This window comes from Acinetobacter sp. CIP 101934 (assembly GCF_000369585.1).
GTDB classification, from domain to species: Bacteria; Pseudomonadota; Gammaproteobacteria; order Pseudomonadales; family Moraxellaceae; genus Acinetobacter; species Acinetobacter schindleri.
In genome coordinates this window covers 2,959,778-2,982,224 of record NZ_KB850094.1, presented here as the reverse complement: position 1 = coordinate 2,982,224, position 22,447 = coordinate 2,959,778, and the positions used below count along the sequence as shown (strand labels likewise).

Below are 22,447 nucleotides of genomic sequence, written 5' to 3'. Positions count from 1 at the left end.
ATTAATTATCAAGCGATTCTAAACGAATTCGCACAATTTCGCCATGAATGACAGGAAGAGCTTGAATTTGCTTTAACGCTTCATCCATTTTCGCTTCCTTAACTGGATCAGTCAGGATCACGATAGGAATAAGGTCTTTTAAGCGAGACTGCTGCATGATGGCATCGATACTAATGCCGTTACGGCTCAGAATAGAGGTCACTTCTGCAAGAACGCCGGTTTGATCTTCAGCGTTAATACGGATGTAGTAGCCTGTGGTCATTTCTTCACGAGGAAGAATTGGCAAGTCGCTTAAGCTTTCAAAAGCCAGTTGTGGAATGGTACCTGCGCCATCTTCAGTGTAAGAGATGTCACGCACGATATCTACCACGTCAGCAACTACAGCAGATGCTGTAGGACCAGCACCAGCGCCGGCACCATAGTACAGTGTAGGACCAACGGCATTGGCTTGTACCAAGACTGCATTTTTCACGCCATTTACATTGGCAATCAGTTGCTCCTCAGGAATCAGGGTCGGGTGAACACGAAGTTCAATCCCTGTTTCTGTACGACGAGCAATACCAAGGTGTTTAATACGGAAACCTAAGTCTTCAGCATATTTTACATCTTGTGCCGTGATTTTGCTGATGCCTTCGGTAAAGACTTTGTCAAATTGAAGCGGAATACCAAATGCAATCGATGCAAGTAGCGTTAGTTTATGTGCGGCATCGATACCTTCAACGTCAAAAGTTGGATCTGCTTCAGCATAACCCAGTTCTTGTGCTTCTTTCAGTACATCTTCAAAGGCACGGCCTTTGTCACGCATTTCAGTCAGGATGAAGTTACCTGTACCGTTAATGATGCCCGCCAGCCAATCAATTTTGTTGGCAGCCAAGCCTTCACGCATGACTTTAATAATCGGGATACCACCTGCCACCGCTGCCTCGTAAGCAATTTGCACAGCGTTGTCATCAGCAAGTTTGAACAGTTCATTACCGTGTTCAGCGAGCAAAGCCTTGTTCGCAGTCACAACCTGTTTGCCATGCAGGATGGCTTCTTTAATGACTTCATAGGCAGGATGAATACCACCCATCACTTCAACCACAACATCAACATCTGGCTGACGTACGATCTCTAGCAGGTCAGCACTTTGCTTGATGCTGTCATCAAGTTCCAGGTCAGGACGCGGACGACGGGTACCCACATAAGTAATTTGAATTTCACGACCGGTGCGACGTTTAATCTCAGCAGCATTTTGTTTTAATAGTTTAAGGGCACCACCACCCACAGTACCAAGACCGAGGATTGCCAGACGAACTGGTTTCACGTCACACTCCAAATATAAACAGTTTTTTACGAGAGCCTAAATCATAGCTAAAAAAACGCGCTGACTCTAGGGTGATCTCAGAATATCTTTATGTATAACATAAAGTAAAATAACTTATTAAAATGAGTTATTTAAGACGGTCCAAAAGTTCAGCGGTCGACATGTATCCGCCCAGGTAAACACCCTCTGAACTATAGACACCCGGGGTACCGTTCACACCGATATTCAGACCCATTTGATATTGATCTTTCACAGGATTTTGACAGGTTGCTGGTGTAATTGATCCACCGGCAATAGCGGTATCAAAGGCAGCACGACGGTCGGCACTACACCAGATTGCTTCCATGGCTGGCATATGCTGCTCACCACGTGGCCATGCGATATAACGTACCTCAATGCCTTTATTGTTCATCTCATCCATCTGTTCGTGGAATTTATGGCAGTACGGGCAGCTAACATCGGTAAAGACATAGATAATATGCTTGGCTTTGTTGCCTTTGGCAGGGTAAATCAACAGGTCTTCGGCTTTTAGTGCTGCAAAGATTTTCTTGTTTACATCGGATTGCAGGGTTTCGCTGACATTATACAGCTGTTTGTCACCCAGGCGGATCACATCACCCTGAATGATATATTTACCATCACTGGTCGCATAGACAGACGACATGCCTTCCAAGCTGACCCAGAACAGATTGGGTACTTCAGTGGTTTTAACGCCAGTGATTTTTGCCTTAATACCAGCCTTTTTGAAGTGACCTTCCAGGGTTGAGATCAGGCGTTGCTGAGCATTACGTTCTGATACGGTAGATGCTTCACCCGTCGCTGGTGCACTTGCAGTTAAAGTATCTGACTTTTTATCGTTTTGATTAGAGTTGGAGCAAGCAGTAAGACTGAAACCTGCAGCAAGCATACATGCGATAAACAGACTGGAGCGGGCAAATGTCATGGATAACCCTTTTTGTTCTTAGATAAAAATAGATGCCTAGCATAACAAAAAAATAGTTTGCAGGTTGAACTTCTCTGTACACGTTGTCAGTTCAGGTTCAGGCCCGTGGATGATGTGACGCATGCAGCTGTTGCATACGCACTTGTGCCACGTGGGTATAAATTTGGGTGGTCGACAGGTCACTATGTCCCAACAGCATCTGCACGACACGTAGATCTGCACCATGATTCAACAGGTGGGTGGCAAAGGCATGACGCAAGGTATGGGGGGAAAGCTCTGCCTGGACACCGGCCTGTAGTGCATAACGCTTGATCGCATACCAGAAATTCTGTCGGCTCATGATGCCACCATGCTGGGTCAGGAACAGATAGTCGGTTGCTGTCTTGTACAATTGCGGACGTGCTTCATTCAGATATTTCTCGATCCATTCGCAGGCGACCTGCCCCATGGGTACTAATCGTTCTTTGTTGCCTTTACCTACGATACGCAGATAGCCTTGTTTTAGGTTAATCAGTTCCAGTCGCAGGTTGAGTAGTTCTGTCACACGTAATCCACAGGCATAGAGCACTTCCAGCATCGCCCGGTCACGTAAACCCAAGGCAGTATTGATATCCGGTGCATTGATTAGTGCTTCAACATCGGCTTCAGAAAGATCTTTGGGCAGGGCACGTCCCAGTTTTGGTGTCTTGTGTGCAGCAACCGGATTGTCATTTCTCAGCTTTTGTTCACGCAAGAATTTATAAAATGAGCGCAGGGCGGACAAACAGCGTGCAATTGAACGTGGACTTTTTTGCTGTTTGGTCAGCTCAATCAATACATCCGAGACATCATCATGATTCCATTCTGGTAAGGCTTTAGTTAGGCAACTATTGCATTGAATTAAATCAGATAAATAGGCATTCCGCGTATGAGGACTTACGGTTTGTGCAATCAGATAGTCACGATAACCGTGCAGAAACTGGGCATTTTCCGGAATCTGGACAGGAGCGGGAATACGGGGTTTTTTATTCAACATAGGATGAAAGAATCTGATCTAAAAAAGCGATAATGAGTATTGATATTCTCCAATGTAGTTTAATTTTATTACAGTGTCGATGTGATATAAGCTAAATCGGTTTGTAATTAATCTTATTTGTTAATTATTCTCATTTGTTTGTATACTGTACAAAATAGTTTAGGAATTTTCGCGGTGCGTTTGTCGGATTTGAAAGTGAAGCAAACAGCTATCATTCGAAAGGTTAATCGAACTACTGATGGCGAGGGCGCTCAACACGATGTCGTGGCGAGTCGCCTGGAAACGTTGGGTTTTGTGCCTGGCACAGAAGTGCAGGTCATTACCAAAGGTATTTTTGGTGGGGATCCGATTTTAATTCAGGTCGGTTTTACCCGTTTTGCCCTGCGTAAGTCAGAGGCAGCCAAAATTGAAATTGAAGCTGGAGTGTCGGCATGAGTGATGCCTTACGTATTGCCCTTGTCGGTAACCCTAACTGTGGTAAAACCTCATTATTCAACCATTTAACAGGTACACGTCAAAAAGTCGGCAACTATGCCGGAGTGACAGTAGAACGTAAAGTAGGTCACTTTACTTTGCCATCGGGCAAGGCTGTGCGTGTACTGGATCTGCCGGGGACTTATAGTCTGGATGCTACCAGTCCGGATGAAGCGATTACCCGTGATGTTGTACAGGGCAAAATTGCAGATGAAGAACAGCAGGATGCATTCCTGTGTGTGGTCGATGCCACCAATCTGAAACTGCATCTCGGTCTGGTTCTGGAAATGATCCAGCTCGGCCGTCCGGTGTTACTCGTTCTGAACATGATGGATGAAGCACGCCGTCGTGGGATGCAGATCAATACCCAGAAATTGTCCGAGCGTTTAGGTGTACCCGTCGTTGAAACGGTTGCAGTGCGCAAGTCCGGTGTTGAAAACCTGATGAATGCACTGGATCAGGGAAAATATGCTGTTCCAGAGACTGAAATGACCGGCTTAAGCGGTGACGGTCATCACAAAGTTGAAAGTATCCTGAAAGATGTGGTGAACTTTGTGGATCAGGAAGACAAGCGCACCGATTTTCTGGATAAAATTTTCCTGCATCCGGTACTCGGTCTGCTTAGCCTGGCGGTGATGATGTTCGTGATCTTCCAGGCGGTATTTGCCTGGGCGGCACCCTTCATGGATGGGATTGAAACCTTCTTCGGCTGGCTTGGTGAGGTAGTGGGAGACAACATTGCCCATCCTTTGCTGAATAGTCTGCTCGTAGATGGGATTATTGCCGGTGCCGGCGGCGTTGTAGTGTTCCTGCCACAGATTCTGATCCTGTTCTTCTTTATCTTGGTACTGGAAGAATCCGGTTATCTGCCACGTGCCGCATTCCTGCTAGATAAATTGATGTACAAAGCCGGTCTTTCTGGTCGTGCCTTCATTCCATTGTTGTCGAGCTTTGCCTGTGCAATTCCGGGCATCATGGCGTCACGTACCATTAGTGATCCACGTGACCGTTTGACCACAATTTTTGTAGCACCCTTGATGACCTGTTCAGCTCGTCTGCCGGTATATGCATTGCTGATTGCTGCATTCATTCCATCACAGTCGGTCTGGGGTATTTTTAACCTGCAAGGCCTGGTGCTGTTTGCTCTATATATGGCAGGCATTCTAAGTGCACTGATTGTTTCGTTTGTGTTGAAGTTTTTCAGCAAAGACAAATCAGAGCATATGCTGCTAATGGAACTACCAAGTTATCGTTTTCCAGATATCAAGAACGTCTGGATTGGTTTGCTGGATCGCGGCAAGATCTTCTTGAAGCGTGTTGGTGGCATCATCTTCGCATTGTCGATTCTGCTGTGGTTCCTGTGTACCTTCCCGCAACCGCCTGAAGGTGCCACGTTGCCAGATATTGATTATTCCTTTGCCGGGATGATTGGTCATTTTATCCAGCCGATCTTTGCACCGTTGGGCTTTAACTGGCAGATCTGTATTGCACTGATTCCGGCAATGGCAGCTCGTGAAGTGGTTGTGGCCGCACTGGGTACAGTTTATGCCTTGTCAGCAGTTGATGAAGATGCGATGTCTGAAGGGCTTGCAGCTTTGATTAGCGGTGGCGGTGACTTAGGCTGGACATTGGCAACCGGTTTATCGTTACTAGTTTGGTTTATCTATGCACCACACTGCCTGGCAACTCTGGCAACGGTAAAACGTGAAACAGGTTCATGGAAAACTGTGGGCTTTATGACAGTTTATCTGTTTGGTCTGGCATATATCATGTCATTCCTGACTTATCAGATTGCTTCACACTATTTCGGTTAATACTGACTGAAACAGCACAGTGAAGGGGAGATTGAGATGATTGAAATTCTGATTGTGACGGCACTGGTGCTTTGGAGTGCAGTGGTGGTATTTAAGAAGGTACTTCCGGATACTTCACGCTCGGTCTTCCTGAAGCTATCCAATGCTTGCGAAGCCCAAGGCTGGCATAAGCTGGCGAAATGGTTAAAACCTGCGATGGCCAGCGGTTGTGGAGGCAATTGTGCCTGTCCGGCATCCGAGCAGCCAGCAGAGAAAAAGCCTGCTCAGCAAGCAGTGAAGTGGAAATAATTTTCCAGCAAAATTAAAAGTGAAAAAGCCATCATTTTTATGATGGCTTTTTTATGCAATATACAAAAAAATCTGCAGAAAGATGAAACAGAAAAAGCATTCAAAACGGCAAAGTGCTAACATTTCAAAAGTTTCAAATTAGACCAGAACATGAGGCAAAAATGTTAATACAACGTGGTGGACTTAAGGTCGTTGCAGGACTTGGAATTTCAGGTGTTGCAGCAGTCAATTTCTTACATGACAAGGGCTACCGCGTTGCAGTAACAGACTCCAGGGCAAATCCACCGGGGCATGACCAGATTCCTGCCGAAGTACAAACCAGCTTTGGTAAATTTGACCAGGAATTATTACTCTCAGCAGAAGAAATCGTCATCAGTCCGGGGCTTGATCCGAAACTTCCTGAAATTCAGGCAGCGATTGCCAAAGGTATTCCGGTGGTGAGCGAAATCCAGATTCTGCGCCGTTCTACCGATAAACCCATTGTTGCGATTACCGGTTCAAATGCCAAAAGTACCGTCACCACATTAATTGGCCTGATGGCCGCAGATGCAGGTAAGAAAGTGGCCGTTGGTGGCAACCTTGGCCGTCCTGCGCTGGATCTGACCAAAGATAATCCTGAACTTTATATTTTAGAGCTTTCAAGTTTTCAGCTGGAAACCACGTCGAATCTGAATGCTGAAGTGGCAGTCGTGCTAAATATGAGTGAAGACCATCTGGATCGTCACGGTGACATGATGGGCTACCACACAGCAAAACACCGTATTTTCCAGGGTGTCAAAAAAGTGGTGTATAACCGCGATGATTCACTGACTCGTCCACTGGTTCCAGATATAACGCCAATGCAAAGCTTTGGTTTAAATGCACCTGATATAAATCAGTACGGCGTGTTACGTGACACGGATGGCACGATCTGGTTAGCGCGTGGTCGTGAGCGCTTGCTGAAAAGTTCTGAGATGTATATTCAAGGCACGCACAATGTCGCGAATGCTTTGGCCTGTTTGGCTTTAGGTGAAGCAATTGGCTTGCCAATAGATAGCATGCTGGAAACACTCAAAACCTTCAAAGGGCTGGAGCATCGCTGTGAATTTGTCAAAGAATTTAATGGCGTGCGTTATTATAACGATTCTAAAGGTACCAACATCGGTGCGACTCTGGCCGCTTTAGACGGTCTAGGTGCGGCGATCGAAGCACAAGGTGGGAAAGTGGCAATCATTCTCGGTGGCGAGGGTAAAGGCCAGGACTTCTCTGCTTTACGTAATTCACTGTCTAAATATGCGAAGGTAGCAGTGTTGATTGGTGTAGATCGTTCAATCATTGAGGCAGCAATTGAAGGAACCACGACACTTGTGCATGCGGAAAGCCTGCAGGAAGCAGTAGAAATCTGTCAGAGCAATACCCAGCCACATGATGTCGTGTTATTGTCTCCGGCATGTGCAAGTTTTGATATGTTCTCAGGCTATCCTGAGCGTGGTCGTCAGTTCGTTGCGTATGTCAACGCACTTAATTAAGAACAACAAGGATTCGTGATATGGCTGAGTTTGCTCAGACTGCGATCAATAAAATTACTCAAATCTACGAGCAGTGGGTACCCAAGTTACCCGCTGAAGTTAATCCACGTAATGTGCTGATTTTCTGTGTATTGGCTTTGCTGTGTATTGGTTCAATCATGGTGGCATCGGCTTCGATGCCGTATGCAGAACGAATTAATGGCAATGCCTTTCACTATATTACCCGTCATGCCATCTCGATCGGGGCTGGGGCAGCAGTCGCCTATGCTACTTATAAGATTCCTTTAAATCGCTGGTTTAACAGTACTTTCTTCTTATGGTTTGTGACCATTCTGCTGCTATTGGCAGTATTGCTGGTCGGTACTGAAGTCAATGGTTCCAAGCGCTGGATTCGTCTTGCTGGCTTTACCTTGCAAGCTTCAGAAGTAGCGAAGGTAATGATGGCAATCTTCACCGCAGACTACGTAGTACGTCGTGCTGAAGAGGTACGTAACAAGATTTCCGGTTTGGGACGCTTAAGTATCATCATGGGGGCAACCATCCTGTTGGTCATGCTTGAGCCGGACTTGGGGGCAACTGTAGTCATCACGCTAACCATGCTTGGAGTGTTCTTCCTGGCGGGTGCGCCATGGAACCAGTTTGGTCTGGCTTTCGGCGTCATTATTGGTGCGTTGATCGCTGCAATTGCTTTTGAGCCATATCGTCTGCAGCGTTTCCTGTCTTTCTCGAATCCTTGGGAAGATCCGCTGGGTACGGGTTATCAGCTATCCAATGCGCTCATGGCTTTTGGTCGTGGAGAATGGACGGGTGTCGGTCTGGGACACAGTATTCAGAAAATGTCTTACCTACCTGAAGCGCATACCGATTTTATGCTGGCAATTCTGGGTGAGGAATTCGGTTTTCTGGGCATTGCGATCGTTCTGATTCTGTCTTTCAGCATGATTGTCTGCTGTATTCGCATTGGTCATCGAGCCCTGAAAAACCATTACCTGCGTGCTGGTTATCTGGCATATGGCATTAGTATTATTTTCCTGTTACAGGTTTTGGTGAATGCAGGCATGAACATGGGCATGCTGCCAACCAAGGGTTTGACCCTGCCATTTATCAGTTATGGTGGTTCTTCGCTGATTATGTGTGCCATGATGATCAGCCTGATTCTCAAGATTGATGCCACAACTCGTGAAAGTAATCCAAGCCGTGAGGAATCAAGCTTCTAGATTAGACTGACGATTCGAGTCAGGCTGGGCATGGTCGAGAACTGTGCTTGGCATGACCGTACCGCAGTGATTACAGCGCACAAAAGCATCCTTGGCTTTCGACAGGGGAATCAAGGGAATAAAGAATAAGGAAAAATAATTACGCTGCTGTCTCAATTCGTAACCGGCTCGGGTTCGGCACACTGGACATAAGAACTGACTTTTCTCAATGACTTTGGTTTTCGGTCCAACACCAAAAATAAAAAACATAGACTGACTTCCACCTGAATTTTTCTTTAGCTTAAGCCAAAACAGCCCTTTATAAATAGTAGCCTTGTAGCTCAGTTGTGTGTGGAATCCGTTCGATTTTCCATTGTGCCACTGCCTGTTTCAGCATTTTTTCCGGAGTATCCAGTTCAACTTCAGCCTGGTGCAAAGCTTTAAGTACCTGTTTTAATAATTGCGGCGCCTGAGTTAAATCCAGTGCTTGCGCCAGATTCTGTTTAGAGAGTTTCTGACCCTGATCATTCATTGCGAGTGGCAGGTGCATATACTGCAGACGAGGGTAGCCGAGCAATTGGCCTAGATAAATCTGACGTTCGGTATTATCCAGCAGGTCCGCGCCACGTACCACATGAGTTATGCCTTGCAGGTAATCATCCACCACGACTGCCAGCTGATAGTTAATGATGCTATCACGGCGCTTCAGGACAAAATCTCCCAGATCATGCTTAAGATTAGAGCAATGATGACCTTGCAACGGATCATCAAAACAGATTTCGACATCTTCAACTTTTAAGCGAATGGCCTGATGTTCGAAAGCTAAGCCTAAATCACGGCAGGTATCCTGATAGATATGATTGGAACCGAGCATCTTGCGCGTACATTGACAGGCATAGACCAGACCCTGCTGACGTAGCTGTTCAATCACAGCATCATAAATGTCTAGGCGGTCTTTTTGAAAAATGATTGCGGCATCGGGATCGAAACCAAAGACATCCATGGCACGAAGAATATGATCTTCACTACCGGGATAAATGCGGGGAATGTCGGTATCTTCAATACGAACCAGCCATTGACCCTGATGGGCACGGGCATCGCAGTAGCTGGCGACTGCAGTAATGAGGGAACCAAAATGTAAAGGGCCGGTTGGCGATGGCGCGAACCGACCTGAGTAGCGAGTTAGCGAAACATCGTTTCGCCGCTGCGCATGAGGAGCATGCTCCGCAAGGGAGCTGTGCTCGGCTGAGGAATTCTCAACAGTCACGATTAACCGTTATTTTGCTTCTCTTTGATTTCAGCAAGAGTCTTACAGTCAATACACAAAGTCGCAGTTGGACGAGCTTCTAAACGACGCAGACCGATTTCGATACCACAAGTTTCACAGAAACCGTAGTCATCATTTTTGATTGCTTCGATAGACTGTTCGATTTTGCGGATCAGTTTACGTTCACGATCACGGGTACGTAGTTCAATCGCAAATTCTTCTTCTTGTGTTGCACGGTCGTTTACATCTGGAAGTGCCGTATTTTCGTCTTGCATGGTATTCAGCGTACGGTCAACTTCAGTCATCAACTCAGCTTTCCAAGCCAGCAGAATCTGGCGGAAGTGCTCAAGCTGACCTTCAGACATGTATTCTTCATTTTTTTTCGGTTGATAAGGTTCGATACCAAATAAGCTAGCAGTAGAACCACCTTCAGTCGTTTTTGGCTTAGATTTGCGCACACGTTTTGTAGCTTTTTCATCTACCACATCAGTTTGTTCATCTAAGACTTGATTTTGGTTGTCATTCGCCATTTAGGGCATTCCTCATCATATGCGTAGGTAACTACGCAAAAAATATGGTGATATGCAAATTTTTATCCACCCCGAAGAAGGATTATCCTCCTATGGGGGTCGTCATCATATAGACTTTTTATGCGTTTTGATAGTCTTTGATGGCGGGATTGTAGATATCACGTTTCCTTTAAGAGCAATAAAGTAAAGCAAAAAAAACAAATTGAAAAGTTAATAACCTGAAATTTCAGTATTAATTTTAGCTTGCTTTAAAACTACCCTTTGAATGTAAGTCTGGTACTCACCATTGTCTTTTAATTGTAATACGCGATAGCCGGGCTGCGCCTGGTCTAAGGCAAAATTTTCGCTCAAGGGTTTGAACTGTACACTGGTTGAAGGGGTAGACAGATAGCGTACGCCCTGCCATTCATTTTCAGAATCCTGATGCACATGTCCAAATAGCACCATTTTGACATTGGTATGTCGTGCAATCACATCTTTCAATGCTTCTGAATTTTTCAGCCGATGCTGGTCAATCCAGTGTGATTGCATCGCAAAAGGATGATGATGACAGGCCACGATCACATACTGCTTGCTATGTTCAAGCAATAACTGTTCCAGCTGATCCAGCTGTTTTTGTTCTACCCAGCCATCGACCCGGCCTTTTACAGCACTGTTGAGCAGAATTAACGTCCAGCAACCAAAGCTAATCGCATGCGCTTCATCACTATTTTTATAAAAAGGGAAAATAGCGAGATAATCATCATGATTACCCGGAATCTGATAATGCGGCACATTCCAGGCCTGCATAAATTGTAAGTAACGTTGATAGGTAGATTCTGCTGCAACCTGGGCCAGATCTCCGGTATGTACCACCGCATCAATATGCGGAAAACGCTGCTGAATGTCGTGTACGACCTCTAAAAAGCTTTGCTCCGGATTCATGCGGGCAAATTCAAGCTCAGGCTGGTCCATCAGATGCGTGTCTGAAATCTGGATGAGCGTCCAGACTTTTTCAGATGCAGGAGTAGAGGTCTGTGTCATCTGATCTACTCCTTTGGATAGGCTGTTGAGATATGTTGCTGTAACCATTGTAATGCCATAATGACGGGCGCATTTTTGAGGCGGTTATAACGGAATAATTCTGGAAGGTGGGCATAATCAAAAATATGCAGCTGGATATTTTCCCCTTCATCCGGCATGCCATGTACACCGCCATGTTCAGGCAGTTCTGCCTGAGCCACATAAAGGTGGAACAGTTCAGAGCAGGCACCCGCTGAAGGATAGAAACTATACAGATGTTGCAACTCCTGGATTTCACAGCCAGATTCTTCCAGTGCTTCACGACGGATGCAGTGCTCTGGAGATTCATCACCATCTAAAACCCCGGCGATGATTTCTAACTGCCATGGGGAATCGGTATCATCCAGTGCACCAATACGGAACTGCTCGATCAAGGCAAATTTTTGTTGTTGGTCATTATAAATCAGCACCCCAGCTGCAGGACGCCGCGCAATCAGTTCACGCTGAATCGGAGGAATATATTCCTTGCTCTCAAAAAGACGATGACTCAGCTGCACTTTTTCGACTTTCACGAATCCTTGATACAGATATTCGCGCTGTTGCAGGTCGACATCATTATAGTTATAGGACGCTTGCTGAATAATCTTCATAAATCAGAAAAGGATGAAAACATTTATTTCATCCTATCTGAGTTTTTAGCAAAAACAACTGATTTTCAGTGGGAATTAGACTTTATGATATAAATTTCGACCACTTTCAATGAAGCTGGTTTTCATGCTGTTAAGACCTGCTTCAACCTCTGGATCGAGCTCTGCTGCCTGCTGTGCATTTTTCTGATTATTCGCATAATCCCGCACATTCTGGGTGATCTTCATCGAACAGAATTTCGGACCGCACATCGAACAGAAATGCGCTGACTTATGTGCCTCTTTCGGCATGGTCTCATCATGCATGCTGCGCGCCGTATCCGGATCCAGACTCAGGTTAAACTGATCTTCCCAACGGAACTCAAAACGGGCTTTGGACAGGGCATTGTCACGTGCCTGTGCACCCGGATGGCCTTTGGCCAGATCCGCTGCATGTGCGGCAATCTTGTAGGTGATGATACCGTCTTTCACATCCTTTTTATTTGGCAGACCCAAATGTTCTTTTGGCGTCACATAACACAGCATCGCGGTGCCATACCAGCCGATCATCGCGGCACCAATGGCGGAAGTAATATGGTCGTATCCCGGAGCGATATCGGTGGTCAGTGGTCCCAATGTATAGAAAGGCGCTTCTTTGCAGACTTCCAGTTGCAGATCCATATTTTCCTTGATCATATGCATTGGCACATGGCCTGGACCTTCAATCATCACCTGTACATCATGCTCCCAGGCACGATGGGTCAGTTCACCTAAAGTACGTAACTCAGAGAATTGTGCTTCATCATTGGCATCCTGAATACAACCCGGACGCAGGCCATCTCCCAGACTGAACGAGACGTCATAGGCTTTCATGATTTCGCAGATCTCATCGAAATGGGTATACAGGAAGTTTTCCTGATGATGGGCCAGACACCATTGCGCCATGATTGAACCACCACGGGATACAATCCCGGTTAGACGGTTCGCAGTTAGTGGGACATAATGTAATAACACGCCAGCATGAATCGTAAAGTAATCCACGCCCTGTTCGGCTTGCTCAATCAGGGTATCTTTAAAGATTTCCCAGGTCAGGTCTTCGGCTACACCATTCACTTTTTCCAGCGCTTGATAAATTGGCACAGTACCGATTGGCACAGGGGAGTTACGGATAATCCATTCGCGGGTTTCATGAATATTCTGACCTGTAGACAAATCCATAATCGTGTCAGCACCCCAGCGGGTCGCCCAGGTCATTTTTGAAACTTCTTCTTCAATGGATGAACCCAGTGCCGAGTTACCGATGTTGGCATTAATCTTGACCAGGAAATTACGCCCGATGATCATCGGTTCGCATTCAGGGTGGTTGATATTGGCTGGAATAATGGCACGACCCGCTGCAACTTCCTGACGCACAAATTCAGGCGTGATTTCAGTCAGGTTTTTCGCACCAAAGTTCTGTCCGGCATGCTGGCGCATATCGACACCTTCACGCTGGCGCAGATTTTCACGAATGGCGATGTATTCCATTTCCGGTGTAATAATGCCTTGCTTGGCATAGTGCATCTGGCTGACATTGTGACCGCGTTTGGCACGACGGGGTTTTTGAATATGCGCAAAGCGGATATTGGCAGTACGGATATCGCGTAGGCGCTGGCGACCAAATTCGGAACTTAAGTCTTCTAGTACTTCGCTATCACCACGCTGTTCAATCCAGCTTTCGCGTACATGCGGCAGACCTTTGTTCAGGTCAATCGTGATTGCAGGATCGGTATAAGCACCAGACGTGTCATACACCATTAAAGGTAGATTTTTTTCACCGCCTAAACCTGTGGGAGTATCTGTCAGTGAGATTTCACGCATTGGCACCTGAATATCAGGGCGTGAACCTTGAATATAGACTTTGCGGGAAGCTGGTAAAATACGGGTGAGATCTCGAGCTTCCTGCTCATGATGAGCATCGGTTGCGGGAGTGGAGAGATTCGTTAATTGGTTCATGGCAATGATCCTTAGAATGACATCAACGAATCAAGCACGACCAAAAACGCAGGCGGATCTATCTTATAGATAGAAAGAGGGCTTTAAGTTTTTAGAGGCTTGATTCCTACGCAGGTCTTAACCTGATCAGGTTCAACGGTACTCACCATCAAATTGCACTCTAAAAGGCTATTTTGGTGATCTCAGCGAGTGATTACTCGCGCTCCGTCAAGCTCAGGCGATCATATAATAGTTAGGGAATAAAAAGTAGACGTGATTCGCTACTTTCTAGCAGAAATATGCAGTAAAGATTTCAGGGAAACAGGGTTGTTATAAACAGATGGCGTCCCTGAAACAGTCTTTTTTATAGTCTTGGGCTGGCATCTGAATTCCGGAATAATGGGCAATCTGTTCCCAGGCTGAACGGTTCTGATATTCGCTGTCAAGCACCTGTTTGCGCTGCTCTTCATTCATATCCAGAAATTCTAGAAAGCGTTGTGCCTTGGAAGTGATACCACCTTCATTTCCTTTAGACAGACCGATAATGGTTTCCAGATGGCTGTGATCAACGGCATAACGATCCCGGTAATCCTGGGAAATTGGCGCACTATTCATGCCATGAAACAGGAAGTAGCTGTATTGCTGTAGCAGATATTCAGCATCCTTTTGGTAAGGGCTTTGCGGAAAACGCTTGAGATAATCCTCCCAATCCAGAATACGCGCAGCAATTTCAGCAGGTTCAATCATTAAGCGTTGTTGCGTGAATACCGGTTCAAGATTCTGCTGAGACAAGGTTTCAATAAAAGCACGTTCTGCTGCCGGGAGATAAGGTGCAAAGATACGAGCCAAATATTCAGGACTACGACGATAAGTCAGTTGCTGTTCCCCTTGCTCCACCACTTCGACATATGCTTGTCCCTTATGTTTAAGCAGGTACTGGTCACGGGCAGTCAGTTCAACAAAATGACTTTGCTGAATGGTCGGATGTTGAGCCATTTCCAGCGCATATTGTTCAAATGCACGTTGCTGGGCTGGTGTTCTTTCAACTTTCAGGAAACGGCTATACATGGCATTGGCATGACGCATCAGGTTTTTTTGCTGTTTATGCTCTAACAGTGGCAGACACACTTTAAGATTCTGATTGATCTGCTCAAGTGCAAAAGTTGTGCGCTGGTCATCAATTTCAGCCATCTGTTTTTCAATATTCTGGCACATCAGGCTAAAATCTTGAGTTGCAGTATTTTTCTTGACACTAGTTTCAGCAGGCTCAATTTCGACCTGCGGCTGTTTGGGCTGCTGACAGGCAAGCATCAGCAACAGCAGCAGGGCAAGGCAGCTGGCAACTAAAATTGAGGAAAAACGTGTAGACACTATAACTCTATGCTCTGATACAAATAATGAATAACAGCGGGGAATGCACCTATTGTATACATCTTGTGCCAACAGACTGTTTAGTATTGTGAAGCTGTTTGTTAAGCTGTTGTCATCGACTCAAAAATGTGAATCAATATAGGATAAATTCACTTATTTGAATTAAAAAATTAATAAAAATCATACGTAAGTTTAGGAATAGACAAGTAATATTTGTATCACTTTAAGATTCAAGCATTTGGCTATATTTTGTTATGTATGACGATGCAGCAGTTAGGGATTCACATTATAAATGAAGATAAAATTCATCCTTAGTGCCAGCCTATTGTGTTCAAGTTCTGCCGTATGGGCACTGGACTTGGTTGAGGCGTATGAGCGTGCCAAACAAAATGATCCAAACTGGCAGGCCAATGTACTGCAATATGAAGCCGACCAGCTGAATCTTGGAATTGCCAGCGGCAATTTACTTCCAACTGTAAGCCTGTCGGGAAATGTGACCCGAAAAAACCAGTCGACTGATAATTCTGGAACACAAGGCTTGCCTGCGGAATTTGGGGAATTACAGGGTTCAAGTACAACCACCCGACAGATTGCTGTGACTGCGCGTCAACCTTTGTTTCGCTGGGATGCCTGGCAGGGATACAAGCAGGTCAAAACCTCAGTAGAACTGAGTGAAGTCAATTTGCGTCTGCAGAAGCAGCAGCATATTTTGCAGGTAGCGGAAGCTTATTTTAATGTATTACGTCAGCAATCCCTGACCGGTGCTTATTTGCAGGAAGAGCAGGCGCTGGCTGAACAGTTGCGCATGATGAATGCCAAACTCAAAGAAGGTCTGGTCGCACGCAGTGATGTCAGCGAAGCCAATGCCCAATATCAGAGTGCCCAAGCTAACCGAATCGCTACCCAAGTACAGTTGGTGTTGGCACAGGAGCAACTGGCGCAGTTAATTGGTCCTTATCAGGACAATCTGGCGGTCCTACGCAATGATTTCCAGTTCCAGAAACCATTACCAGCCAATATCCAGTCCTGGACCGAACTGGCACAAACTCAGAACCTGGAAATTCTACAGGCTCGTCTGCAAAAGCGTTATTCCGAAGATGCCAAACGTGTTGAAGAAGCAGCACGCTATCCGCAAGTTGAAGCAGTGGCAACTTATGGTTATCTGAAACAGACGCCAGAAACCGTTTTATCTTCCAATGGAGACTTTGATCAGGTCGGAGTAGAGGTAAACTGGAATCTGTTTAGCGGTGGCCGTACCAGTAAGAATATCCAAAAAGCAGGGGTGCTGGTGCAGCGTAGCGATGCCCAGCTGGATGCTGCGATGCGTAAAGCTAATACCGATGTGAAGCAGTCTTATCTACAGGTGGAAACAGATGAAGCCAAGCTGAATGCCCGCAAGGCGGCAATGGAATCAGCAGAAATTGTTTCCCAAGCATCCCGAGCACAATATCAGGAAGGGCTGAAAGCTATGGTCGATGTGCTGCTGGCACAGCGTAATGCTTTTTCTGCCAAAACTGATTATCTGAATGCTAAGTATGATTACCTGATTCATGTGCTGCAGTTGCAGGCCTCAGTAGGGCAGCTCAATGAACGGCAGCTAGCGGAAATGAATGCCTGGCTAGTAGAATATAACTAAAATCTAGCAAGCTCTTTTGAATAGATTGCCACCCTACTTTCATTATTGCAGTGCTTTAGGACAGGGGGGATTTCTCTCTAATACGGTTCGATGCAGCGTTAATTTTCTAGGTAAATAAAGCTATAAAGACACGCCGATTTATAGTAAATTTTTATTATAAATTAACAAAAATGAAATCCTAATTATTTGTTTAAGATAGTGAATCATTTAAATGTTAATAATTTTTAAGCAATAAACTAATGCAAAAGTTACAAAAAATATATTTTTTAATAAAAAAATAATACAAAAAAGCGTACAATTGTGCGAAATGTGATCCAATCTCCCTTGAAAGTGTGAAGTAGTTCTTGAATTCCCGCAGGCATATTTAATGCAACAGATATTTATATAAGAAAATATCCGCATTTCTTCTGATCACATAATTAATTCTATTTAGGATGGTTTAGGCATCCTATTAAGCAAATTCACGTATTGAAGAAAAAATCTATGATCATAGATGAAAATAAAAAAGCAGGGTCTGGGCTTTACTTTACTGTACAGCTTAAGTTCGTTGTAGCATTTATTGGTGCCTGCTTCTGGGCAGGATTTTCAATATGGATCGCTCAAGATTGGATAGATGATCTGAGTAACTATATTGGTCAATTTGCGGCTATTTTTTTCGTATATGGTATAGCTATTATTCCTGGTTTTATGAATTCATTTGCAGCTTTTAGTCTGTTGATGGATCGAAGACCGAAGCGAGAACCTTTACCCGTTTATCCTGGGATTACAATGCTGGTTGCTGCCTATAATGAAGCTGCCTCAATTAAAGATACGCTGGTCAGTATTGCTCTGCAAAAATATCCAGGACCATTACAAGTAATCGTTATCAATGATGGCTCCCAAGATAATACAGCAGATATTGTTCGACAGGCTGAAGCCAATATCCTTGGCTAGCCTTGCTGGATTTAAAGAAAAATGCAGGTAAAGCCAATGCATTAAATCAAGGTTTAAAAATTGCTGAGCATGATCTTATCATTACTGTTGATGCTGACTCTTACTTACATAAAGTGGCATTAATTAATATTGTTGAGCGCTACAAGTTAGATCCCCCTAATACACGTGCTGTGGCTGGCAAGATTCTGGTGCGTAATTCTCGTGAGAATATGCTTACCAAGGTGCAGGAATGGGATTATTTTCTGGGCATCGCTGCTACTAAACGTTTGCAATCTTTATATCAAGGAACCCTGGTTGCTCAAGGTGCTTTTTCTATTTATGACCGTGATGCATTAATTGAGGTGGGAGGATGGCCTGAATGTGTAGGTGAGGATATTGTGCTGACCTGGGCTTTATTAAAAGCAGGCTATCGTGTTGGGCATTGTGAGGACGCCTGTTTATTTACCAATGCACCCATGACTCTTAAAGTCTTTGTCAAACAACGTCAGCGTTGGGCACGTGGTATGATCGAAGCCTTTATCAAACATCCCGCTATTTTAATTAAACCAAGATTGTCTACATTTTTTATTCATTGGAATTTATTTTTTCCCTGGTTAGATATTGCTTTTACTTTTGGCTTTATCCCGGGGCTCATCTTGGCATGCTTTGGACACTATTGGATCGTTGGGATTATGACTCTTGCACTATTGCCACTGGCATTTCTACTTGGTCTACTTAATTACAAGATTGAGCGGAGCATGTTTAAAGATTTAAATCTCAAAGTAAGAAAAAATTTTGTTGGTTTCTTACTGTATGTGCTGACCTATAGTTTTTTGCTACAACCCGCCAGTATTTTAGGATATCTGGATGAAGTCTTCAGAACAAGAAAAACCTGGGGGACAAAATAAAATGAGAAGTTATAAAATCAGTCTATATGGTGTTGCTTTAATCATTAGTATGACGAGTACCAGTAATTATGCAGATGTATTACAAGAACAGCAAACTGGAAAAGAGCATGCGGCTGGAACTGAATTCTTTTTCAGTGACGATAGCGAAGGTTTCCAGACTCGTAAATTATCAGCAGAATTTTTGCCTCAATATGAAGATGCTGATCATTATTTAGGGGTGCGTGGCAGTGCTTATCAATATAGAGCTGATGACTGGAAACAAGATGGTCAGAAGATCTCATTTATTGGACGTGATATTGAATCTGCTACCGCTAATGGCTGGGTTTTAGAAGCGGGGCTATTCGAGCAAGGTGATCATACTTTATTAGCCTTCGATGGTAGTTATCGTACGCTTCTTGCAGAAAAGACAGCTATTGAAGTTTTTGCTAACCGAGATTGGATTGAAACCCAAGCTGCTTTAGAATATGGAACACATTTTACTTTTGTGGGTGCTGCACTGGATCAAGGTCTGGGAGATCATGTCACCGTAGTAGGAGTAGCGGGTTCACAGCTCTTTTCAGATGATAACCGCCGTGATCATGGACGAGTTAGGCTTATCTATCAGCCTTCACTTGACCTAGGCCTGACATTGCAAGCCCGATATCGCACTTATCGCAGTAGTGAGAAGGATGTAGGGGGTGAGTACTTCAATCCGAAAGATTATCAAGAAAGCATGTTTGCTATTGGCTGGCGTAAACGTATTTCCGGATGGACCACCGGTATTACTGCCGGGCTGGGCCGTGAAAAAATTAATGATGATGCTAGTCAGAACACACGATTATTTGAATTGAACTTACAAAGTCCTGTACGTAGTGAGCAGTTTTTGCGCCTGAATGCTGGATATAACCGCAGTGCTTCTTTCTATGGGCCAGATTATAACTATCGTTATGTTCGAGGTGAGTGGATTTTACGCTTTTAGGCAAATTGAACTGGTTCGCTGAATAGCGGTCTATTAGGCCGCTTTTTTTTAGATCTATGTTTGAGGGAATAGAACTTTTTCAGCTTCTTAACTATGTGTTTCCTCTTCTGAATCCTCCTCAAAGGTCTTGGCAATCTTTTCGATATTGAGGCTCTTTGCCATCGCGTCAAAGATTTGCTTATACACGCCGTCCTGATGATAAAGCTGATCATGCTCGCCATGTTCAGCAATCGCGCCTTCTTTCATCACGTAGGTATAATCCGCATCAATAATCTGCGACAGGCTATGCGAGATAATAATCACGGTACGACCTTGCTTGATCTGATCCAGACTCTGCTTAATCTGTTCAGCAGCAATGGCATCCAGGCTGGCAGTCGGTTCATCCAGAAAAATAATCGGCGGATTTTTCAGGAACATGCGTGCCAAGGCAATGCGCTGCTGCTGTCCACCAGAAAGCTGCAAGGCATCGGAATCATAACCATTGGGCAACTGTAAGATCTGTTCATGAATCGAAGCTTTCTGCGCAGCTTCAATGACATCTTGCATACTGGCACTGGTCTTGCCATAACGGATATTGTCAAAAATCGTACCCTGGAAAATATGATTTTTCTGTAGAACCAAGCCAATATGATCACGTAAATACTGGGTGTCATAATCCTGAAGATCAATACCATCCAAGGTGATCTTGCCTTGCTGTGGTTCATAAAATTTATCCAGTAAACTAATCAAAGTGGATTTACCCGCACCAGATAAACCGACCAGCGCAGTGATCTTGTTAGGGCGGATTTCCATATTGATATCTTTCAGCGCATGGTGTCCATTCGGATAATAGAATTCGACATGGCTCAGCTGAAATTTACCCTGAACAGGTGGCTTCTGCTGTCCACTGGATTCAATTTCATGATCTGCTTCCAGAATATTAAAGAAGCTCTCGGAATAGATCATGGCATCATTAACTTCATCATAAATCCGGTGCAATGAACGGATCGGTGCCGAGACATTATTAAACAGCAGCACGTGATACATGATCATGCCAATACTCATCTGACCAGCAAGCACAAAATAAGCGGTCAGAATAATGATAAGGACGATGCCAATCTGCTCAATAAAGGTTTTCAGACCATCAAACAGAAAACTGGTTTGACGGGTTTTCATCTGATTATCGGTCAGTTCACGCTGTAGGCCGAGCTGCTTTTCGGACTCAATCGACTCACGGTTAAAGGATTTAATTACGGTTATCGAGTTAATAATACTGAGAATGCCCTGACTCTTTTTCTCGCGACCATCTCTTAAACTACGGCGCCAGCCGCCCAGTTTTTGTGCCTGTTTGTAGGTCAGCCAGAAGTAAATTGGTACAATCGCCGTGGCTACCATCCCCACATAAATATTGGCATAGTACATCAGGCCCAAAGCTACAATCGCGCTGGTAAATAGCGGCAGGATATCAATAAAGAAGATCTGCACCAGACGCGTCAGTGAGCCAATGCCACGGTCAATACGGGTTTGCAATTTACCGGCCTGGTTATTGTCCTGATTAAAAAAAGCCAATCGATAGGCCAGAAACTTTTCAATAATGCCTTGTGCCAGATCCTGAGATACAAAAATTCGCAACTTTTCCCCATAGAATTTTTGTCCAAACTGTACAAAAGCATTAATCACTTCTTTCACCAGCAAGATCGATGAAATGGTAATCAGGATATGCCAACCCTCATTCAGTCCTTCACCTGCTTCAAGCAGCTTATTGATACTGTCGACCGCATATTGCAAAGTGATCGCGTTGACCTGAGCGGTAAATGAACCGATCAGGGTCAATATCAGGGTCGCAATCACCAGCAGCCGGTAAGGACGGACAAAGGGACGCAGCTTGTGAAAGAGTTGCCAAAGATCCATGCAGTATTATTTTTATTGTGAAAGTTAAAACAAGTTTATGCCCCTGAATGATCATTCACAAGAAGCTGATTTGTATTGATTTGTGCAATTTTAGTTGTGTGCAGAAAGCGAAAATGACAGGATAAAAGCTCTAAAAAGAATGAAACTGACATGACACTGGATTTGTTTTCACCCCAGCCTCAAACCAATCTTTTGCCCTGTGACGGGGTAGTAGAAGACCATGGTCTGATTTTAAATGGAGAGCAAAGTCAGAAATATCTCGACTATTTTTTGCAGCATCTGGCTTGGGAGCAGGATGAGGTTTTCCTTTTTGGCAAGCACCATGTTACTGCCCGTAAAATTGCCTGGTATGGTGATGCAAATTACCAATACCATTATTCGGGCAGCTTGAAGAAAGCCCATATCTGGCAGCCAGCACTATTGAGATTGAAACAGCATATTGAACAGCAGGTAGGTCATCCCTTTAATTCCTGTCTGGCCAACCTGTATGAACATGGTCAGCAAGGCATGGGCTGGCATAGTGATAATGAAGCCAGCTTGATGTCAAAACGGCATGAAACTGTCATTGCTTCTTTAAGTTTTGGTGCTACCCGCAAAATGCGTTTTAAACATAACTATACTGGGGATCTGGTAGAGTTGCTGCTTCAAAGTGGGCAGCTGATTGTGATGCGTGGGCAAACCCAGCAGTGCTGGAAACATCAGATTAGCAAGACCACGAAAGTCATTACACCAAGGATCAATCTGACCTTTCGCTATTTTTATCCCGAAAATTAGAAATATATAAGGAGCAAGATTACATGCGTATTTATTTAAGATTTCTTGTTTCGCC

The 22,447-nt window shown here is 44.6% G+C and carries 21 protein-coding genes and 1 riboswitch; of the genes, 10 read left to right on the top strand and 11 right to left on the bottom strand.

The window, feature by feature from the left end:
- Position 1: 1 nt before the first annotated feature.
- The 3 genes from F899_RS14525 to xerD form a co-directional block, all read right to left on the bottom strand.
- Positions 2–1,306 carry a homoserine dehydrogenase gene (locus F899_RS14525; RefSeq protein WP_004810134.1) on the bottom strand — a complete coding sequence of 435 codons (1,305 nt, stop codon included), beginning with the start codon at positions 1,304–1,306 and terminating at the stop codon, positions 2–4.
- 127 nt (positions 1,307–1,433) lie between these two features.
- Entirely contained in the window at positions 1,434–2,249 is an 816-nt protein-coding gene (locus F899_RS14520; RefSeq protein ID WP_004896384.1) for a DsbC family protein, read from the bottom strand.
- A 97-nt stretch (positions 2,250–2,346) separates the two neighbouring features.
- Entirely contained in the window at positions 2,347–3,264 is a 918-nt protein-coding gene (gene xerD / locus F899_RS14515) for a site-specific tyrosine recombinase XerD (RefSeq protein ID WP_004896382.1), read from the bottom strand.
- A 174-nt stretch (positions 3,265–3,438) separates the two neighbouring features.
- On the opposite strand from xerD, the gene F899_RS14510 reads away from it, so the two are divergent.
- The 5 genes from F899_RS14510 to ftsW all read left to right on the top strand — a co-directional run bounded on the left by F899_RS14510 (position 3,439) and on the right by ftsW (position 8,565).
- Complete coding sequence (locus F899_RS14510; RefSeq protein ID WP_004810128.1) at positions 3,439–3,699, top strand: FeoA family protein; 261 nt, start codon at positions 3,439–3,441, stop codon at positions 3,697–3,699.
- A complete protein-coding gene (feoB, locus tag F899_RS14505; RefSeq protein ID WP_005223513.1) occupies positions 3,696–5,552 on the top strand; it encodes a ferrous iron transporter B in 1,857 nt (618 codons plus the stop codon). The genes F899_RS14510 and feoB overlap by 4 nt, the downstream gene beginning before the upstream one ends.
- Before the next feature lie 36 nt (positions 5,553–5,588).
- On the top strand, positions 5,589–5,840 hold the full coding sequence (locus F899_RS14500; protein ID WP_005223512.1) for a DUF6587 family protein: 252 nt from the start codon (positions 5,589–5,591) through the stop codon (positions 5,838–5,840).
- Positions 5,841–6,001: 161 nt separating this feature from the next.
- Positions 6,002–7,348, top strand: coding sequence for a UDP-N-acetylmuramoyl-L-alanine--D-glutamate ligase (gene murD, locus F899_RS14495; protein ID WP_005223511.1), 1,347 nt, complete (start codon positions 6,002–6,004; stop codon positions 7,346–7,348).
- Between the two features lie 20 nt (positions 7,349–7,368).
- The gene (ftsW, locus tag F899_RS14490) at positions 7,369–8,565 is read left to right on the top strand and encodes a putative lipid II flippase FtsW (RefSeq protein WP_005223510.1); all 1,197 of its coding nucleotides are present in this window, start codon (positions 7,369–7,371) and stop codon (positions 8,563–8,565) included.
- Here ftsW and F899_RS14485 read toward each other — a convergent pair.
- The 7 genes from F899_RS14485 to F899_RS14455 form a co-directional block, all read right to left on the bottom strand.
- Complete coding sequence (locus tag F899_RS14485) at positions 8,554–8,814, bottom strand: zinc ribbon domain-containing protein (protein WP_004896373.1); 261 nt, start codon at positions 8,812–8,814, stop codon at positions 8,554–8,556. The genes ftsW and F899_RS14485 overlap by 12 nt on opposite strands.
- A 49-nt stretch (positions 8,815–8,863) precedes the next feature.
- A complete protein-coding gene (gene gluQRS / locus F899_RS14480; RefSeq protein ID WP_005223508.1) occupies positions 8,864–9,811 on the bottom strand; it encodes a tRNA glutamyl-Q(34) synthetase GluQRS in 948 nt (315 codons plus the stop codon).
- Between the two features lie 2 nt (positions 9,812–9,813).
- Positions 9,814–10,341 carry an RNA polymerase-binding protein DksA gene (dksA, locus tag F899_RS14475; protein WP_004810113.1) on the bottom strand — a complete coding sequence of 176 codons (528 nt, stop codon included), beginning with the start codon at positions 10,339–10,341 and terminating at the stop codon, positions 9,814–9,816.
- A gap of 210 nt (positions 10,342–10,551) precedes the next feature.
- Complete coding sequence (gene cpdA, locus F899_RS14470; RefSeq protein ID WP_005223506.1) at positions 10,552–11,364, bottom strand: 3',5'-cyclic-AMP phosphodiesterase; 813 nt, start codon at positions 11,362–11,364, stop codon at positions 10,552–10,554.
- 5 nt (positions 11,365–11,369) lie between these two features.
- Entirely contained in the window at positions 11,370–11,993 is a 624-nt protein-coding gene (locus F899_RS14465; RefSeq protein ID WP_004896367.1) for an NUDIX domain-containing protein, read from the bottom strand.
- 75 nt (positions 11,994–12,068) lie between these two features.
- A complete protein-coding gene (gene thiC / locus F899_RS14460; RefSeq protein ID WP_004896364.1) occupies positions 12,069–13,964 on the bottom strand; it encodes a phosphomethylpyrimidine synthase ThiC in 1,896 nt (631 codons plus the stop codon).
- Between the two features lie 86 nt (positions 13,965–14,050).
- Positions 14,051–14,181: riboswitch (TPP riboswitch) on the bottom strand.
- A gap of 92 nt (positions 14,182–14,273) precedes the next feature.
- Entirely contained in the window at positions 14,274–15,314 is a 1,041-nt protein-coding gene (locus tag F899_RS14455; protein WP_004896362.1) for a hypothetical protein, read from the bottom strand.
- A 292-nt stretch (positions 15,315–15,606) separates the two neighbouring features.
- Between F899_RS14455 and F899_RS14450 the strand changes: the two genes are divergently transcribed.
- The 4 genes from F899_RS14450 to F899_RS14435 all read left to right on the top strand — a co-directional run bounded on the left by F899_RS14450 (position 15,607) and on the right by F899_RS14435 (position 19,728).
- A complete protein-coding gene (locus tag F899_RS14450; protein ID WP_004896359.1) occupies positions 15,607–16,950 on the top strand; it encodes a multidrug efflux outer membrane protein AbuO in 1,344 nt (447 codons plus the stop codon).
- A 483-nt stretch (positions 16,951–17,433) separates the two neighbouring features.
- On the top strand, positions 17,434–17,883 hold the full coding sequence (locus F899_RS15965) for a glycosyltransferase (RefSeq protein WP_004896357.1): 450 nt from the start codon (positions 17,434–17,436) through the stop codon (positions 17,881–17,883).
- Positions 17,884–17,885: 2 nt separating this feature from the next.
- Positions 17,886–18,770: a glycosyltransferase family 2 protein gene (locus tag F899_RS14440; protein ID WP_005223503.1), complete on the top strand. Its 885-nt coding sequence runs from the start codon at positions 17,886–17,888 to the stop codon at positions 18,768–18,770.
- A 1-nt stretch (position 18,771) separates the two neighbouring features.
- Entirely contained in the window at positions 18,772–19,728 is a 957-nt protein-coding gene (locus F899_RS14435) for a hypothetical protein (protein ID WP_228127700.1), read from the top strand.
- An 87-nt stretch (positions 19,729–19,815) separates the two neighbouring features.
- Here the strand turns inward: F899_RS14435 and F899_RS14430 are convergent, their stop codons facing one another.
- Positions 19,816–21,618 (bottom strand): ABC transporter ATP-binding protein, encoded by a 1,803-nt coding sequence (locus F899_RS14430; protein WP_005223500.1) that lies wholly within the window; start codon positions 21,616–21,618, stop codon positions 19,816–19,818.
- A gap of 150 nt (positions 21,619–21,768) precedes the next feature.
- On the opposite strand from F899_RS14430, the gene F899_RS14425 reads away from it, so the two are divergent.
- The gene (locus F899_RS14425) at positions 21,769–22,392 is read left to right on the top strand and encodes an alpha-ketoglutarate-dependent dioxygenase AlkB family protein (RefSeq protein WP_004896351.1); all 624 of its coding nucleotides are present in this window, start codon (positions 21,769–21,771) and stop codon (positions 22,390–22,392) included.
- The last annotated feature ends 55 nt before the right edge of the window (positions 22,393–22,447 follow it).